The sequence below is a fragment of the Photobacterium rosenbergii genome (assembly GCF_003026455.1).
GTDB classification, from domain to species: Bacteria; Pseudomonadota; Gammaproteobacteria; order Enterobacterales; family Vibrionaceae; genus Photobacterium; species Photobacterium rosenbergii.
The window spans coordinates 126,595-143,529 of sequence record NZ_PYMB01000005.1; the positions used below are offsets into that span (position 1 = coordinate 126,595).

Consider the following 16,935-nt stretch of genomic DNA (forward strand, 5'->3'; position numbering starts at 1 on the left):
ATATAGGAATGAAACGATGAGCATCTTAGACGTAATTGTCCTCATAGCCTTCCTGGCCGGTATGGTCGGGATCGGCTACTGGTCCTCCAAGCGGATGACCAACAGCGCCGAAATGTTTTCTGCCGGAGGGAAATCCCCTTGGTGGATGTCAGGCATCTCGGCCTACATGACCATGTTCTCTGCCGGTACCTTCGTGGTATGGGGCGGGGTTGCCTATCGCCTTGGTGTGGTCGCCATTACCGTTTGTATGAGTATGGGTGTCGCGGCCCTGATTGCCGGTTACTTTTTCGCTGGCAAATGGAAAGAATCCGGCGCAACCTCAGCCGCTGAGTTTGTTGGTGAAAAATACGGCCAAGGCGTACTGCAGATGTACACCTGGCTGGGGATTGTCACCCGGATCATCGGGGTATCGGTAGCCCTGTACTCAGTGGCTGTCATTGTCAGCTCGCTGATCCCCGTTTCGCCTGACAACTTCTTTGCCGATGAAAATGGTTTCTTTAGTGTCAACTGGCTGATCATTATCGTTGGTACGGTGATCATCCTCTACACCTTCCTTGGCGGCCTATGGGCAGTATTGCTGACCGACTTCACCCAGTTTGTGGTTTTGATGTTGTCTGTTTGCCTGATCTTGCCAATGATTTACAGCTTAGGTGGTGGTAGCGAAAATATTATTGCTAACCTGCCAGAAGGACACTTGTCGTTCTTCAACAGCAGCTACACCCAGATTTTCATCTTCGGTTGGATCTTGGTGCATGTGTTCAAGGTCGGTGGTGAGTGGGCATTCGTCCAGCGTCACCTTTGTGTCGAGTCACCAAGAGATGCCCGCAAAGCCTCTTACCTGTTCGGCGCCCTATACATCATTACGCCAGTGCTTTGGATGCTGCCTCCGATCATCTACAGCACCATCAACCCAGATGCCAACCCTGAGCAAGCGTATATCTTGTCGGCACAAGCCGTGCTTCCTGTCGGTATGCTTGGCCTAGTGGTTTCATCGATGCTGGCTGCCACAGCGAGTATGGCCTCGTCCGAACTCAACGTGTTCTCAGGTGCCCTGACCACCGAGTTCTACGGCAAGCGAATCAACCCGCAGGCCGACGATGGGCAAATGATGAAGGTTGGCCGTATCGTAACCATTATGCTGGGTATGCTGGTTATCGGGATCAGTATCTCTATTCCTTACTTGGGCGGGGCTGAAAAACTGATTGTCAGCATTACTAGCTTGTTTGTAGGGCCGATGGTTATGCCTACCCTGTGGGCATTGTTTGTCGGCAAGGTCACCAAGCTTCATGCCTACCTGACAGTGGTCGTCACTGCCGGTGCTGGCTTCCTGCTCCAGTTTGTGCTTGCCAAAATTGATTGGTTCGCCGCAAATATGGGTGTGATGAACCAAGCGGTTGGCTTACTTGTTCCTGTTGCCATGCTATTGATTGCGGACAATATCATGAGAAAAAAGCAGCTGACTGTCGCCTCTACCGCTAGCTAATTAGAACAACAACTCTGTACGACCTAACAAAAAAGCCATCCCGAGGGATGGCTTTATACTCTTACAAAACACTGACTATGATTCAGTTTCTGCTGCTGGCTCTGCTTCCATTTCGGCATCACCTGCATCACCTGCATCACCTGCATCACCTGCATCACCTGCATCACCTGCATCACCTGCATCACCTGCATCAGCAGGATTGTCATCATTCAGAAGCAAGGTGAATGTTCCTTCGGTAACATCATCGGCAGCAACCGCAGAATAAACTCCACCATCTTCGACTGAAGCCGTGGCCTCAATAGCAGGGGTAAAGGTATCATCGCCTTGCAGGATGACGCCGAAGGTATAGGTTCCAACTGGAACATTGAGCACAGCACTTTCGGTAAAATCAACACCTTCAAGCACAACCGTTGATTCATTGAACATGCCATCAGCAGAAGCGTGGATATCCACTAGCCCTAGATCACCAGCGGTTGGACTAGCATGCACAACACGCACTTTGGCATAGGTTGCAACTGGACGTAGATCTTCTTCAATGACCACAGGCTCAATGGTCTCATCTGTGATGTCATTTAGTTTACCCATGGCGTAAATGCTGGTCTCACTACCCGCAGCAAACTCCACTCCCGGCGCTTCGATAACCACTAGCGAGTTGTCAATTGAGGCCGCAACCTCTAAGTCATAGCTATCCGCAGCAACATCCAAGCTTCTGAATTCTTTGAATTCGATGCCGGTTAATCCATCCACAGGCATACCAGAGGCAAGTACATCAACGGCAGGTGCATCACTGACAGCATGGACTACCCTAACGGTCGCTTTTTCACCGTTATTGCGCAGTACAGCAACGCCATCTCCATCTGCTACCAAAAGATTAACAGGTGACACAGCTCCACCATCGACATTAGGCACAGCAGTGATCATTAGGTCACTACCGCCGGCCAACTCCAACTCACCACTGTCAAAAGCAACATCTTTCGAACCTGCGACGGTAACTCGAATGCGGTAGGTACCAGAATCAATCGTTACAGGCAGAATGTCACTGTCGATGGCGAAGCCCAATCCGGGCACTGCCGGGTCGGCATCAGTAATTTCTTCATCTGTGGTAAGATAAATATCGACAGGAGGTACATCAGGATGAGCATGCAACACATCTAAACGTACATCAGTTCCTTCAGGAGCAATATCCTCTCGGCTCAGCACAACTGGCATTATGCTGGCAGTCTGGCCTAAAGCGAACACGTCGTATTGCATGTCCGGTGCAAATTCGAGATTTTCGTTGATAACTTCAAGGGTGTCTTCCCCCGTGAGCAAAGCTTCAACAGCGACTTCATAAGTTCCACTATCGATAGTTAGCAACCCACTGGCGACTTGATAGTCAACCATTTCTAGGCCTTCAACAGTTTCACCGTTCAAATTAATGGCAACTAAAGGGGCATCGCTACTGGCATGGGTGACGCGCAACTTAGACATTGTTTTTGTATCGTCGTCATCGGTAATTGGGCACCCGGCAAGTGCAAGGGCCGAAATAATAGCAAGGGTTAGTGACTTGGCTTTCATCAGATCATTCCTTCATGACTGTCTGTAGCGTTAGATACGCATGCCTTGCTTTCACCCGATCAAAAAAAATATCTTCACAAAAAATAATCTCAATTTTGAGAAAACTTCTTCTGAGCCGACAAATAACAGTCATCCAAACCTTTGTTAGCCGCGTAACTAACAAAAACGGAGGATGAACAGTGCCATTGATCAGTAACGAATTTAAATGCTTACCCTACTTGAAGTGCCGAGAGCACTTCATGCCTATGAGTAACGGCGACATCAAGGGCAAAGGCTACCATTTCACTCACACCGTTACTGACGGCCTGCGTGCAGGAGGCCTATGGCTTGTCATGCAAGATGATTCTGGCCAAACAGCAGGCAATAGTGGTGACATCATTATGTTCGCAGCCATTGAAGATGTTGATTGGCTCAGCGGTAGTCAAATCCAACTCAAGTTAGCAATCCGGCATTGGGGAAAAGTGACATCCACGGGAATCCAACACCAGCAACTCGAAGGCCAAGTCTATCCTTTATGGCAAGACAGTTACCTGCCTTCCGATGATGTACTTGTCATGCGCCTGATCCAATGCACGAATGAGTTTCATAACAGCGAGCTCAACAACGCAACAGCCCCCTTATCTACAACACACTTCAACACCAATTGGATTTGTTGGCGTTGGCTGGAGATCCTCCCTATCCCCCTCGACAAAAAACAACGTCTGCTCAAATACCCTACATCCAAGCTATGTCTCAGATATCTGAAAAAAATCATCCGCCAAAGTGATCGCATTAAATAGTTTTGGCGTTTATTGCAAACGGACATAAGCTTGCAGATAGGGTTAACATGAAAACACATGCTGTTATGCACTCCGGGATCAGCAAGGAGTCTATGATCAACGAAGAAGCACCGGCTATTGATGTAGCTCTGCTACTCAACAATATTGCCCTTTCACGTTGCCGTGCGAGTTACGAACGGCTATTTACTTTTGTTGCGCCAAAATTATTGAATTTCTCCCGCAAACAGTTGCGAGACGACTCTATGGCAATGGAAATTGTCCAAGAGACGATGCTCAAGATTTGGCTTAAAGCCCACCTGTATGACGAAACTAAAGGCGCCGCCCTTACATGGATATATTCTGTTGCTAGGAACGTTAAATTCGACTTGCTCAGGAAATCGAAACACCAACAAGATTGGGTTCAGGGTGATGACTTGTGGCCAATCCTGCATGAAGAGCAAGATGCTGACAAACTCCCTGCTGAATTCCACTCTATTGTCAGCAAAGAACTCGAGTCTGCAATCAATAACTTGCCACCTGCACAAGCTGAAATTGTCCGTATGGTTTGTATGCAAGGCGCGTCCCATCAAGATGTTGCCGATGCACTAGACGTTCCACTCGGCACAGTGAAAAGCCGACTACGCCTTGCCCTACAAAAAATGAAGGAGGCCTTAGATGGCTAATATCCACTTCCATCCCGACCATGACCTCCTTAGCCGCTACGCCAATGGAGAGCTTGAATCAGCGTCAAGCATTTTGATCAGTGCTCACCTCGAATTCTGTCCTCACTGTCGGCAGAAGCTTGCGGCTATCGAAGCCAAACAGGCGCGCCATCTAGCTAATAGTGAGCCTGCAACTATGACACCTTCACTCAACGCTATGATGCTCGAGATTATGGCGCAAGAGCCCTCGGAGCCTATCGCTGAAGAGGTTTTGGACAATGAACTGCTGTTGGAAGATAAAACTTATCCACTTCCCTCTGCATTACAGCGCCATAGTGACAAAATCGGCCCTTGGTCACGCCTACCGGGCAACATTAAACGTGCACAGGTCGAAGTCAGCGGGACTAGCAAGATGAATTTTATCTATATGGATTCTGACAGTTCGCTGCCTGAACACACTCACCAAGGACAAGAAATTACCCTCGTTCTGGCGGGTGAATTCTACGATGAGAACGGGACCTACAAACCCGGTGATTTCATTATCCAGAATGAAGAGCACAAACACTTGCCAAGAACCCGTGAAGGCCAAGACTGCTTATGTTTGACCTTACTCAATGCACCACTGCATTTCACTTCAGGCTTGGCAACTTTACTCAATCCGTTTAGTCAGCTGTTCTTCAGGCGTTAAGCTACACACAGTTGTAAATTATAAAAAACCCCGTTGTGCATGGCGCATAACGGGGTTTTGTTTTTCTCAGCAGCTAAAAAACTACGCTTTGGCTGGCTGTTTAACGTTGTAGAACAGGGCAAACAGCACAGGCACCACTATCAAGGTCAGGACCGTGGCAAAGCCTAGGCCCGCCATAATAGTGATCGCTAGCGAGTTGAAGAAGGCATCAAACACAAGCGGGATCATACCCAGAATTGTGGTCAGTGCTGCCATACTTACTGGACGAACACGGCTAATAGCGCTGTCTACAATCGCATCATACGGCTGCTTACCAGACTCCAGCTCGATATTGATTTGATCCAGCAAGACGATACCGTTTTTCAAAATCATCCCGCTCAGGCTCAATAGACCAAGCAAAGCCGTGAAGCTAAATGGGATGTTGGTCGCCAACAGGCCAAATGCCACACCGATAATCGACAGCGGTACCGTGGCCCAAATCACCAACGGCTTCTTCACTGAATTGAACAGGAAGATAGTGATGACGAACATGAATAGGTAGCCCATCGGCATCGAGCCCATCATGGCTTCCTGCGCATCTTTCGATGACTCGTACTCACCACCCCATTCAATGCTGTAGCCAACGGGTAGCGGCAAGGCTTCAACTTGTGGGCGGATACGATTGAACAAGGTTGCGGCTGTTTCATCACCCAGCACGTCATGGTCTGCTAGTACCGTCAAGGTACGCTTACGGTCGCGGCGCTGGATCAGCGGCTCAGACCAGCCTAGGTCAACGCCATCAATCACCTGCTCAATTGGCACGTAAGCCTGCTGAACCGGGCTCCAAAGCTGGAGGTTCTGCAAGGTGTTGTAATCAACACGCTCTGACTCCGGCAAGCGGGTAATGATCGGCAGCATATGGGTTCCGTCACGCAGTAAGCCAATAGTGTTACCGCCGTAGGCCATCTGCAGGGTATTGGACAGATCTTCTTTTGAAATCCCCAAACGACGCGCTTTGGTTTCATTGAACTGCGGCACAAGCTCCTTGGTGCGCTCACGCCAGTCGTGACGGACGTTACGTGCACCCGGGTCTTGCAACAAGACATCTTCAACCTGCATGGCGATATCACGCAGGGTTTGCGGATCAGGACCGATAATTCGTGCCTCGATCTTCGACGCTGGAGATGGGCCAAATTCCATCAACTTGAATTGGAATGTCGGCTGGTCAAACTTGGCAGGCAGGCCTGCATCCAGCTTATGCAGCAAAGCAAACATGTTGTCGCGGCTAGTAGTACGTACCTGCAACTGGGCATAAGACTCGTAGCTTTTCTCCGGCTGGTAAGTCAGCATGAAACGCTGCATACCTTGGCCAACTGAGGTTGTTACGAAATCAACATCGTCTTGGCTACGGATGTACTGCTCAACCTTCTCAGTCTGGGCCATGGTCTCGCGGATATCCGTGCCTTCCGGCATCCACATATCCACGTAGAACATCGGCGTATTAGACGGCGGGAAGAACGACTGCTTGACCTGACCGAAGGCAATAACCGCACTCACCAGTAGGGCAAGCATGCTCACCATCGTCAGCCAACGGAAGCGCAGGGCAAATTTCAACAATGCGCCAAAAATGGTAAACAACGCCCCTTTGTAAGGGTCTTCGTCGTCCTGCTGGTTTTTATCTTCCTCTTTGAGCAATAGGTCGGCCAAGAAAGGTGTCAGTGTCAGCGCGGTGATCCAGCTCAGGAACAAGGAGTAACACAGTACCCAGAACAAAGAGCCCATGAACTCACCGGTCGCATCCGACGACAAGCCAATTGGTGCAAACGCGGTAATGGCAATCACCGTCGCACCCAGCAGCGGCCATTGGGTCTGCTTGGCAATATCTGCCGCAGCTTGTACCTTGGTACGGCCTTTCTTCAGCCCCACCAAAATCCCTTCGACCACCACGATGGCGTTATCCACCAGCATACCCAAAGCAATGATCAGGGCACCCAAGGAGATACGGTGCAGCTCAACATCATTGAGCTTCATCATGATAAAGGTGCCGAATACCGTCAGTAGCAGGACTAAACCGATGATCACACCACTACGTAGGCCCATGGCAAAAAGCAGCACCACAATAACGATTGCAACAGCTTGGCCCAGGCTCACGACAAAATCTTGCACTGACTTGTCGACTTCCTGCGCCTGGTTGTAGAAGTAGTTCAGCGAAACGCCGGCTGGCTTGATGTTTTCCAGCTCAGCCAAACGGGCATCAAGTTGTTTGCCCACTTCCACTACGTTGACGCCAGAGGCAAAAGAAAGACCAAGGTTAATCGCCTGCTCACCGTTGTAGGTGACAATATTGCCCGGCTTTTCCTGCACGCCACGGGAGACGGTGGCGACATCTTTGAGACGAATAAGGTTACCGGTGTCGCGACCATGGATAACCAAGTTTTCCAATGACTCAACGCTGTTCATCTCGCCGTTAGGACGGATAATCAGGTTCTGGCCATTGATCATCATCTCGCCCGAGGCAGTCACGCTATTCTGTTGGTTCAAAAGACCAACAACTGTGTTCATGTCTAGGTTCAGTGCCGCCATGCGCTCGACAGAGATCTCGACAAAGATCTGCTCTTGCTGATCGCCCGCAAGGCTCACTTTGCCCACACCATCAACCAGCTCCAATTCACGGATCAGGTAATCGGCATACTGCTTGAGTTCAACGTAGGAATACCCTTCACCGGTCAGCATGATCATCACGCCATACACATCACCAAAATCATCGATGATTTGCAGCGAACCCACACCAGATGGCAGCGTCGGACGCAGGTCATTAACCTTACGACGCATTTCATCCCAGATCTGCGGCAGCTCGTCTGGACCGTAAATCATCTCCATGCTGACCATGATCTGGGTCATTCCAGCCGATGAGGTCGAGGTCACTTTGTCGATGTACGGCAACTGACGCACCGCTTTTTCCAGCGGGTAGGTTAACTCTTCTTCTACTTCAGTGGTGGTTGCGCCCGGATAGGTTGCAACAATCATGGCATCTTTGATAGTGAATGCCGGATCTTCCAGCCTTCCCAAATCGAGGAACGAGGTAACGCCCCCGACCGCCAAGATAATCAAGAACAGCCAGCTAATGACTTTATTTTTTATTGAATACTCAGCAATATTCACTGTACTGCTCCCATGGTGGCTACTGCCATAGTCAATCCCCAATCTTCTTCACCAAGCCCGACCGCTGTGGTTACAACGGGCTTGGCCTGAATTGATAACTCTAAATACTGCATGCCTTCTTCAATCAGCTTCCAAGCCATTAACTGACCCAGCTCGGTAAAAAAAGCGAGGCCGGCTAATGTGATCAACAGCCAAATCACCCATCGGATAAGGGATTGGCGTATGGTAGGCATGTTCAACTTCACTGGGCTTGCGCCTCTGCTGCTGGCTTGGAAAGCAGGCTCACTGCCATCCCTTCGCGCAGTTTACGCAGGCTGGATGTCACCAAACGATCGCCTTCGCTGACACCGCTGCTCACAATGGCACCGTGGTTATTCAGCTGACCAATCCCCACTTCCACTTTGTGGACCTGATTGCCGTCGAGCTTCCAGACAAAAAACTGACCTGCTTCACGGCCTGCCTCAATGGCTGTCATTGGCAACTGGTAACCTTGCAAGGTGCTCAAGCCTGCCTCGGCCATATCAACACGCAAGGACACACTGGTTCCTGGCAGGATGGCAGGATCGCGCTGCGGCATTTCAAACCACACCCGGTAGGTTTGGCTCTGCGGCTCAAGCTCACTGGTATGCTCGAGGTAATTCACCGGATAGGTCTCGGATTCAGTACCAAAGCGAGCCACCGGCTGGTAACCGTGATTCGTTTGCAGAGGGTTCAACATCGCCAGTACGTTGTCGGACACTGCGATGTTGATGTACAGCAGATCATCTTGGTAAAGGCTAACGACGGCTTCACCCGGCGACACTGCTTCGAACGACTCTTTCGGCACGTCCGCTACTACCCCATTGAAAGGAGCGACTAAGCGGGTGTAGCCCAAGCGGCGCTCCGCCGAATTGAAGTTCACTTTTGCTAGCTTGTGGTTGGCTGAAAGCTCATCTAGCTCAGCCTTGGAAATCATCTTGCGTTCAAACAACTCACGGCCACGCTGCAACTGCTTGGTTGCCAACTGGTACTGCACCTGCGCATCATTGCGCTGCTGCTTGAACTTGTCAGCATCCAGTTCGGCAAGTAGTTCGCCTTTTTTGACCTGTTGGCCCGATTTGACCAGCACACGCTGCAACTCGCCTTCGACGCGGAATGCCAACGGGGTATTTTCGGCCGCTTCCACCTGCCCCTTGAAAGTGCGGTACTGACTGGTCACCGACTGATCAACCATCAAGGATGACACTGCAAGCGGCGCGGTTATTTGTTGCTGCGGCGGCTCTTGGCAACCGGCCAATACCATCATTGAAAGGACGGCGAATGACATCTTCTTCAACATCTTAGATACCACCCTCACGTTCCCAGGCTCGCACTTGCTGGCCCGGTAACAAATCCGTTGCACCGGCAATCACCACCATGTTCCCCGGAGCTAGGCCAGATACCACCTCGCCCTCATCGTTGAGTACAACTTGTAAGGCATCAACAACACCGGTTGCAGGGTCAAACTGCCACAGCGTTCCTTGGTCGTTTTGTTTCTCGACCCAGGCACCTTCCGGTAAACGCAGGGCAGTCGCCAGTTCAGGCTTGGCAAAGTGCACCTGACCGACCATCCCAGAGAGCAAATTCATCGCTTCCGGACGGGAAAGGGTTACCTTGGCGGTATAACTGTTGGTATCAGCATCAGGCTTGGTCGACAACTCTTTGAACTCCGCCTGGATCTGCTGGGCAGGATGATTATCCATTTCAACCCACACCACCGTCTGGCGAATTGCTGACAGGCTGGTCTGCTTAACAAAAGGCACCGGCAGGTTGAAGCTCACATCCATCTCATCAACGTTCTGGATATTCATCACCGGCTGGTTGGCGCCAACAAACTGGTTCTGATTAACAAACTTCAGAGAAACGACACCGTTGAAAGGGGCTTTGATCAAAGTATGTTCAACGTCTGTCTTCGCTTGCTCCAAGTTGGCGGCTGCCGTCTTGTATGCGGTCTCGCGCTGGTCAAATTGATCAGTACTGATCAGTTTCTTGCCATATAACTGCTTGGCACGCTGAAACTGGCTCTGCGCCAATTCAAACTCTGCCAATTTGGCATCAAAAGCTAAGCGGTAGTCCTGATCATCCAGCACTGCCAATACTTGGCCTTGCTCGACGCGTTGACCAACCCTGACCGTCAACTTTTCAATTTCACCAGGCACCTGGAAAGAAAGCTGGGCGCGCTGCGTCGCTTCTAGCTTTCCGGGGAAGGCATTGCTTGCTTGATTGGCTGGCATAGGAATTTCCAGCAATTTCACAGGCTTGACGACCTCTTTGGTGATTTCTGAGTTGGCTTGGTTACATCCGGCTAGGATGCTTCCCAGCAACACTATTGTTGCCACCCTGACAAACGGGGTGAACGAAATGGATGTTCCTTTCACAGGCGTTTCTCTCTAATTGTTTATATTACACACCTGTGCAGTATAAGTTGATTTATGCTGAGATCAAGTATATTTTACAGGTGGACAATATAAGTATTTTGTGAGCACACAGATGACGCCTCCGCGTTTTTTTGGTAAAAATAGCGTGGGCTATGAAACAGATAGAACGATGACCGAAAGAAAACAGGGCCGTCGCAGCGCACAGGCCGCCGAAGAAACCAAGCTGCTGATCATCAAAACCGCCGCGGAAATGTTCTGCGAACTGGGGTACGAAAGGGTCTCGCTGAGAAATATCAGTGAGCGGGCTGGTGTATCCCACAGTTTGATCCGCCACCATTTCGGCAGCAAAGAGAAGATCTGGCACAGTATCAGCGACTGCCTGCACGCCTACTTCCTCAGCTATATGTATAAATTGCTGGAAGAAATTCCGGCAGAGCTGCCAAGCAACGTTATCCTTTACCGGTTCTCGACCATGTTATTGGCCCAACAACTTGTTCATCCAGAACCGATACAGCTCATTGCGGATGGTATGAGGCAAGGTGATGTCCTCATTGACTATTTCTTTGATAGCAATGGTGAGCTTGAACGTTTTGTCACTGAACTTGTCGACAGCTGTAATGAAGGCTTCCCTACGACCCCAGTCAAGGTCTGGGAGATCAAGTGGCAAATGTTGATGTTTGCCCATGGCGCCGCCAGCATGAAACCCTTCCTCATTGAGACCTGGCGTGGAGAGAATGCCAGCCATGAGCAATGCTTACTTAACCACTGGGAATTGTTCAACCGAAACATGGCTAGCCTACTCAATGTCGAAGCCGACCAGATGCTCCACCCCAGTGACCTGAAAGAAATATTAATTGAACTGCCGTGTGAGTGGGGATGTGGGGTATAGCTGGGAAACCACGGTAACCACTTATTAAGCACGCAAAATCAAACTCTTAAAGTGATGAATTAGTAAGGGCTTTCACACTTTTGCATGAACTGCTTGACCAATTTTAATTGTTCATTATGATTGCGAAGGAGTGCATTGGAAGAGCCTAGAATTCATCATGATACCCTTCGAACCGAAAAGACCTTACCAAGAACTTGGGTTACTGCTAAGGCAAGAGCTAATTGATGGCCTTTACAAGGTCGGTGAACGTTTGCCTCCCGAGCGGGATATTGCCGAGCGACTCAATGTAAGCCGCACTATTGTCCGCGAAGCAATCATTATGCTTGAGTTGGAAAACCTCGTTGAGGTGAAGAAAGGATCAGGAGTCTATGTCCTCAGCATCCCAAGCCACTCTGGTGGTAGGGAAAACATTCTCAATGATGATGTCGGCCCTTTCGAAATGCTACAGGCCCGGCAGTTGCTGGAAAGTAATATTGCTGAGTTTGCCGCAACCCAGGTGACACCAAGCGATATTGTAAAAATGCGTGCGGCATTAGAGCTCGAGCGCAGTGAAATTGCCTCAGGTGCTAAAGAGTGTGCCGGGGATGAGCAGTTCCATATGTACATAGCTGAAGCCACTCAAAACTCAGTTCTAGTCGACATGCTCAAGCAGTCTTGGGAAAGACGTGAACAGAGCCCAATGTGGAAACTACTGCATTCCCGTATTGTTGATCTTGGTTACCGGGAAGAATGGCTGCAAGATCATGCCCGCATCCTAGCCGCAATCCAGCGTAAAGATCCTATTTCAGCGAAAAACGCGATGTGGCAGCACTTAGAGAATGTGAAACAACGGCTATTGGAACTTTCAGACATTGATGACCCTAATTTTGATGGTTATCTATTTAGTTCCAACCCTGTTGTCCTACACAACGAACAATAACATTATTGCTTCCCTAGTAGCAGTATGTTACAGCCATAGCAGCTGAAGTAAGCCATCCAATACCCCAACTGAGGATTATTGGGTGGCTTTTCTCTTTAGCGCTGGCGTTAAGCTTTAAGCCAGCTCCGCCTCTTTCTTCACTTCGTTCAAACGGCTGTTCAAGTGATGTACCAGTTGTTTCGGGAACGCATCAGGCTTGAAGTCGATAATAAACTTGAAAGGCATACCAAACATCATTTGCGCTTTTTCGTGTTCTAGCAATGGCTGGAACAACTCTTCCATGATCGCCTTGCCTTCAGGGTAAGCCAAGATGTCACAGACCTTATCCTTTATTGATAGATAGCCATCCGGGAAGACAAGATCTGGAACAGCAGCCCCTTCAGTTGCATCGGTAAACCAGTTTTTGACATTGTCACCACCATCGCCAAAATTCAGCATCTCGTCGATCATGTTACCAGAGTCACTCTCGGAGAGCTGATAAGCCGGGTTGGGCTCACTCACTTTTCGGAACTGAGCAGAATCGACAATACCACCAGCGCTAGCAACAACGTTGTTGTAACCCGCCTCGAGCTCAAGTTCAAACCAGTGGATTGTCTTACCGTTGGTACCTTCCCTTTTCAGCATCGGGATGGCCTTGCCATTGTTCGTCAAGGTCAAGCCTTCCTGATTACAGTAGACTTTCACTTTTATCGTATCGAGATGGCGGTCTTTAAAACGTTTAGAGGCTATATGGACAACTGGCTCAGCACTCCAGACCGATTTATAGAAGAAGAATGCATCTTTCTTTATCGCTCGGTCAAAGGTGACTAGCCCTTTGTTATTACGGCCTTTTACCCCGCCTTCATCGCGCATATCTGAGCCAAAATCGAAGAAATTCCAGACATAGCTACCCCAGACACAGTCATGGCGGTTAAACGTTGCCAACACTTCTTCATGGTACTTGGCGTGGTATTCCTCTGAGTAGTCTTTCACTTTTGGCTCATCGCTATGCCAATGAATTATCCCTTCGGCGCCATACTCGGAATACCCTAGGCAACCATTCGGGTTGGCTTTGCGGAACGCCTGGATAAAGTCCTCATAGCCTGAGGTATCTCCGAGATACCACCCGTGATATTGGTTAAATGCCACAGTGTCAGTCGCAAAGTTAGCCGGGTCATCCTCTGTGATCACCATAACTTGGGCTTGAGTAGTCAGCCTTGTCGTATCTTCTTCCCGGACCACCGCATGCATTTCTTCCACAATATCCAGCAGCGGCCGTTCATCAGGGAACATACCCACTTCATTTTGTACGCCCCAAAGGACTATCGAGGAATGGTTATAGGCCTGGCGGATGAGTTCTCGCATTTGGTCCTTGGCATTCGCACCTGTCAGGTCAGTTTTTGATGTACGCGAAATGTTAGGTGGCTCAGCCCAAACCACCATCCCAGCTTCATCGCATAAATCGTAGAAAAAGTCGCTATGCTGATAGTGCGCAAGGCGGATAGAGTTTGCCCCGACTTCCTTGATCAGCGCCATATCCTGGATTTGATGCTGCTCAGTCAGTGCATTCCCGACAGCTTCGCGATCCTGGTGCCGGCTGACACCACGTAACTTCGTTTTTTTGCCGTTCAAGACAAAACCGTCGCTACCATTAAACTCAAAATAACGCAGCCCGGTCGCGATATTGATCGAGTCTTTGGTATCACCGTCAGCCATCAACCGGACACGGCACTCATAGAGGTATGGATCCTTTGTTGCCTGCCATAAGTGGGGGGTATCAATTGCTAGGCTAACCGTCGCGCTATTGCCTGATACATCAGCCTCACCTTCGGCAACCACTTGATCCTGTCGGTCGACAAACTGAACATGCAGGGTTGCCGTTTCCTGGCTGTTATTCGTAACCAGCGCTTTTACTTCAACCTTCGCCTCAGCCTCAGAGACCTCACGCTGTGATACATAAACACCCGAAGACCCCATATCCATCATATCGAAATGGACATCTTCAGCGATAACCAGATTGACATCGCGGTATATACCGCCGTAGAAAGTAAAATCTGCAAATAGCGGGTATACATCTTCTATGTGAGAGTTATCGACGCTGATAACCAACTCATTGCTACCCTCGGTAAGTAGGTTGGTGACGTCGAAACGGAAACGAGAGTAGCCACCACGGTGCTCACCTAGGTGCTCGCCATTAAGGTAGGCGTTAGCCACGCTATTGGCAGCCCCTACTTCTAGGTAATAAGACTTACCCGCCTCAATAGCATCGATTTCAATGGTTTTCTTGTACCAGCACAACCCTCGGTGGTAATTGTCACCTCCGGTTTGGCCATCGACCGCATTCCAACAATGTGGGATTTGGACAGGCTCAAGCTGCTCAATGTTTAACCCCTGAACGTCATTAAGTGCCAGTGGCTGCTTGGTAAAGTGCCAGTCTGAATTTAGGCTAACTCGTTTGCTCACGTTTCGCTCCGATATTCGCGTCTGTTCCTTTCTCTTCATCGTAACGGCCAAAGAATAAGAAAGTATCCACCATATTGATAAATTAATGCATAATATTGATTGAATTTAATGAGCCTCATCAATATATGACGGAGATCACGTGGATAACCTAAAGCAAAAAGCCGACATCCTTCATGGCTTACTTTATGTCGAAGTGCGATATGCCACCCAAGGTGATGGCGCAAGCGCAATGGTCATCAACAGCCAGCCACCTATGATCCGCAATGAAGGCTACGAGCTGATCAACTACATATTCACACGACCTCAGGGGCGGCAGGTATTGTTGCTTGAAGGGCAGTTTGGCAGCCGGTATTTCGGCTTACACAACCAGAACAAGGCTGTGCTCGTTGGCCCCTTCTGTATCCAGCAGACAGACTACAGCCTGTCGATGAAAGAGGTGTTCGAAAATTCAAACCTGACGACCGATCAACTTGATTTGTTGGAGAGTTATTTGCTTAACCGGCCGATCTTTGAACCCCAGGTGATGAAGCACTGGGCACAGGTTGTCGGTAGTTTGATAGTCAATGACTTAGTCGATCTGGAGACCCAGGCAGAGCCAAAAGAGAAAGAGGTAAAGCCCTTACCAATCAGTGAGTCAGCAGTAAAATTTGCTGAAAACCAAGAAGTGATTAATGGCTATATACAAGAGAAAAAAATACTGAGTGCGATTACCCACGGCGATTTAGAAACCGTTGAAGCCCTTATGCTCAACGCTTTTGCGGATGAACACATTCCAAACCGGGTCCAGCACGCACTCCATGACCTAAAATACATGGCCATTACCATGAATTCCCTTTCAACCCGCGCCGCCTTCAACAGCGGGGTAAACCCACAGATTGTTGACTTCCTATCCAACCGTTACGTAAAGGCAATTGAACGCCAGGATAACCTTAATGATCTAAAGGCACTTATCAAAGGCATACCAGCCAACTATTGCCAAAACGTTATTCGCTACAGCCTCAATCAATATTCAACTATCGTCCGCCGGGCCATCACCCTTATTCGCCTTAACATTCAATCAACCCTAAGTCTCAGGGATATCGCTAGTGAGTTAAATGTCACCAAGGAGCACCTTGCAAGGCAGTTCAGGAAGGAGACGGGACTGACGGTATCTCGCTATACCAACCAGTTGAAAATTGAAGAAGCATTGCCCTTTTTAGGTACCGAACAGGGGAACATCGATAATCTAGCAGAGCAATTTGGCTTTTGTTCAGCCGCTTATTTCAGAAAAGTATTTAAAGAAGTGATGGGAGTGACGCCAGGGAAATACCATGCCCGTAATAAATGAATACCCAGCCTTTACGTTAAAGGCCGGGCAGAACTGCATGCTTATTTGACCAGATCAGCCGCTTCGCGGGCTAGGCGGCCAATTTCCTCCCAGCGACCTTCATTGATCAACTTTTTGTCGACCATCCAGGTCCCACCGCATGCGTAGACACGGTCAATCGCCAAGTAATCTCTCACGTTCGCTGTATTCACCCCTCCCGTTGGCATCAATTGAATCTGGGTATATGGCGCTAACAAGGACTTGAGCATGTTAATACCACCAGACGCTTCGGCAGGGAAAAACTTCAAGGTAGTGATACCTAACTCCAGTGCCGCTTCAATGGCACTTGGGTTATTGACTCCAGGAACAATATCGATACCGATTTCTTGACACGCTTTTACCGTCGTTGGGTTCAATCCTGGAGAAACCACAAACGTCGCGCCAGCATTCTTAGCTGCAATAGCCTGCTCCCGATTGAGAACAGTCCCTGCCCCGATCAACATATCTGGCTGGGCTTCGCGTAACAGGCGGATCGCCTCGGCAGCAGCATCTGAGCGGAAGGTAATTTCCGCCGCTGGCAAACCATTTTCTGCTAACGCCTTCCCTAGAGGGATAATATCTTCAGCGCGATCGATCGCGATTACCGGGATCACTTTAATTTGTGCAAGTTGTTGTGCAATTGTGCTCATTTTGC

General features: G+C 49.4%; 14 protein-coding genes. 7 read left to right on the plus strand and 7 right to left on the minus strand.

What is annotated here, in order from left to right; translation table 11 throughout:
- The first annotated feature begins 16 nt into the window (after window positions 1-16).
- Window positions 17-1,483, plus strand: coding sequence for a sodium:solute symporter family transporter (locus C9J01_RS14115; RefSeq protein ID WP_107298797.1), 1,467 nt, complete (start codon window positions 17-19; stop codon window positions 1,481-1,483).
- Between the two features lie 75 nt (window positions 1,484-1,558).
- Here C9J01_RS14115 and C9J01_RS14120 read toward each other — a convergent pair whose 3' ends face one another.
- The gene (locus C9J01_RS14120) at window positions 1,559-3,040 is read right to left on the minus strand and encodes a DUF4397 domain-containing protein (protein WP_107298798.1); all 1,482 of its coding nucleotides are present in this window, start codon (window positions 3,038-3,040) and stop codon (window positions 1,559-1,561) included.
- A gap of 239 nt (window positions 3,041-3,279) precedes the next feature.
- On the opposite strand from C9J01_RS14120, the gene C9J01_RS14125 reads away from it, so the two are divergent.
- Genes C9J01_RS14125 through C9J01_RS14135 form a run of 3 tightly spaced genes read left to right on the plus strand, consistent with a single transcriptional unit; the run spans window position 3,280 to window position 5,148 of the window.
- On the plus strand, window positions 3,280-3,819 hold the full coding sequence (locus tag C9J01_RS14125) for a hypothetical protein (protein ID WP_107298799.1): 540 nt from the start codon (window positions 3,280-3,282) through the stop codon (window positions 3,817-3,819).
- Window positions 3,820-3,866: 47 nt separating this feature from the next.
- The gene (locus tag C9J01_RS14130) at window positions 3,867-4,481 is read left to right on the plus strand and encodes a sigma-70 family RNA polymerase sigma factor (RefSeq protein ID WP_237156970.1); all 615 of its coding nucleotides are present in this window, start codon (window positions 3,867-3,869) and stop codon (window positions 4,479-4,481) included.
- A complete protein-coding gene (locus C9J01_RS14135; protein WP_107298801.1) occupies window positions 4,474-5,148 on the plus strand; it encodes a ChrR family anti-sigma-E factor in 675 nt (224 codons plus the stop codon). The genes C9J01_RS14130 and C9J01_RS14135 overlap by 8 nt, the downstream gene beginning before the upstream one ends.
- An 81-nt stretch (window positions 5,149-5,229) precedes the next feature.
- On the opposite strand, the gene C9J01_RS14140 is transcribed toward C9J01_RS14135, so the two are convergent.
- From C9J01_RS14140 to C9J01_RS14155, 4 genes are read right to left on the minus strand one after another with little or no spacing between them, the layout of a single operon-like run.
- The gene (locus tag C9J01_RS14140) at window positions 5,230-8,289 is read right to left on the minus strand and encodes an efflux RND transporter permease subunit (RefSeq protein ID WP_107298802.1); all 3,060 of its coding nucleotides are present in this window, start codon (window positions 8,287-8,289) and stop codon (window positions 5,230-5,232) included.
- A complete protein-coding gene (locus tag C9J01_RS14145; RefSeq protein ID WP_146157083.1) occupies window positions 8,286-8,522 on the minus strand; it encodes a hypothetical protein in 237 nt (78 codons plus the stop codon). Before C9J01_RS14145 ends, C9J01_RS14140 begins: the two co-directional genes overlap by 4 nt.
- Window positions 8,523-8,530: 8 nt before the next feature.
- The gene (locus tag C9J01_RS14150) at window positions 8,531-9,604 is read right to left on the minus strand and encodes an efflux RND transporter periplasmic adaptor subunit (protein ID WP_107298876.1); all 1,074 of its coding nucleotides are present in this window, start codon (window positions 9,602-9,604) and stop codon (window positions 8,531-8,533) included.
- 4 nt (window positions 9,605-9,608) lie between these two features.
- Entirely contained in the window at window positions 9,609-10,685 is a 1,077-nt protein-coding gene (locus C9J01_RS14155; RefSeq protein WP_237156971.1) for an efflux RND transporter periplasmic adaptor subunit, read from the minus strand.
- 169 nt (window positions 10,686-10,854) lie between these two features.
- Between C9J01_RS14155 and C9J01_RS14160 the strand changes: the two genes are divergently transcribed.
- Both C9J01_RS14160 and C9J01_RS14165 read left to right on the plus strand, forming a co-directional pair.
- Complete coding sequence (locus C9J01_RS14160) at window positions 10,855-11,574, plus strand: TetR/AcrR family transcriptional regulator (protein WP_107298878.1); 720 nt, start codon at window positions 10,855-10,857, stop codon at window positions 11,572-11,574.
- Between the two features lie 157 nt (window positions 11,575-11,731).
- Entirely contained in the window at window positions 11,732-12,493 is a 762-nt protein-coding gene (locus C9J01_RS14165) for an FCD domain-containing protein (protein WP_107298804.1), read from the plus strand.
- A 114-nt stretch (window positions 12,494-12,607) separates the two neighbouring features.
- Here C9J01_RS14165 and C9J01_RS14170 read toward each other — a convergent pair whose 3' ends face one another.
- The gene (locus tag C9J01_RS14170) at window positions 12,608-14,935 is read right to left on the minus strand and encodes a glycoside hydrolase family 2 protein (protein ID WP_158264548.1); all 2,328 of its coding nucleotides are present in this window, start codon (window positions 14,933-14,935) and stop codon (window positions 12,608-12,610) included.
- Window positions 14,936-15,074: 139 nt separating this feature from the next.
- Between C9J01_RS14170 and C9J01_RS14175 the strand changes: the two genes are divergently transcribed.
- On the plus strand, window positions 15,075-16,262 hold the full coding sequence (locus tag C9J01_RS14175; protein ID WP_107298806.1) for an AraC family transcriptional regulator: 1,188 nt from the start codon (window positions 15,075-15,077) through the stop codon (window positions 16,260-16,262).
- Window positions 16,263-16,303: 41 nt separating this feature from the next.
- On the opposite strand, the gene C9J01_RS14180 is transcribed toward C9J01_RS14175, so the two are convergent.
- Complete coding sequence (locus C9J01_RS14180) at window positions 16,304-16,930, minus strand: bifunctional 4-hydroxy-2-oxoglutarate aldolase/2-dehydro-3-deoxy-phosphogluconate aldolase (RefSeq protein ID WP_107298807.1); 627 nt, start codon at window positions 16,928-16,930, stop codon at window positions 16,304-16,306.
- Window positions 16,931-16,935: the final 5 nt, after the last annotated feature.

What these genes read in the sequence shown, in the direction of transcription:
- C9J01_RS14115 (WP_107298797.1), top strand. Translation starts at nt 17, where the DNA reads ATGAGCATCTTAGACGTAATTGTCCTCATAGCCTTCCTGGCCGGTATG.
- C9J01_RS14120 (WP_107298798.1), bottom strand. Translation starts at nt 3,040, where the DNA reads ATGAAAGCCAAGTCACTAACCCTTGCTATTATTTCGGCCCTTGCACTT.
- C9J01_RS14125 (WP_107298799.1), top strand. Translation starts at nt 3,280, where the DNA reads ATGCCTATGAGTAACGGCGACATCAAGGGCAAAGGCTACCATTTCACT.
- C9J01_RS14130 (WP_237156970.1), top strand. Translation starts at nt 3,867, where the DNA reads ATGAAAACACATGCTGTTATGCACTCCGGGATCAGCAAGGAGTCTATG.
- C9J01_RS14135 (WP_107298801.1), top strand. Translation starts at nt 4,474, where the DNA reads ATGGCTAATATCCACTTCCATCCCGACCATGACCTCCTTAGCCGCTAC.
- C9J01_RS14145 (WP_146157083.1), bottom strand. Translation starts at nt 8,522, where the DNA reads ATGCCTACCATACGCCAATCCCTTATCCGATGGGTGATTTGGCTGTTG.
- C9J01_RS14160 (WP_107298878.1), top strand. Translation starts at nt 10,855, where the DNA reads ATGACCGAAAGAAAACAGGGCCGTCGCAGCGCACAGGCCGCCGAAGAA.
- C9J01_RS14165 (WP_107298804.1), top strand. Translation starts at nt 11,732, where the DNA reads ATGATACCCTTCGAACCGAAAAGACCTTACCAAGAACTTGGGTTACTG.
- C9J01_RS14180 (WP_107298807.1), bottom strand. Translation starts at nt 16,930, where the DNA reads ATGAGCACAATTGCACAACAACTTGCACAAATTAAAGTGATCCCGGTA.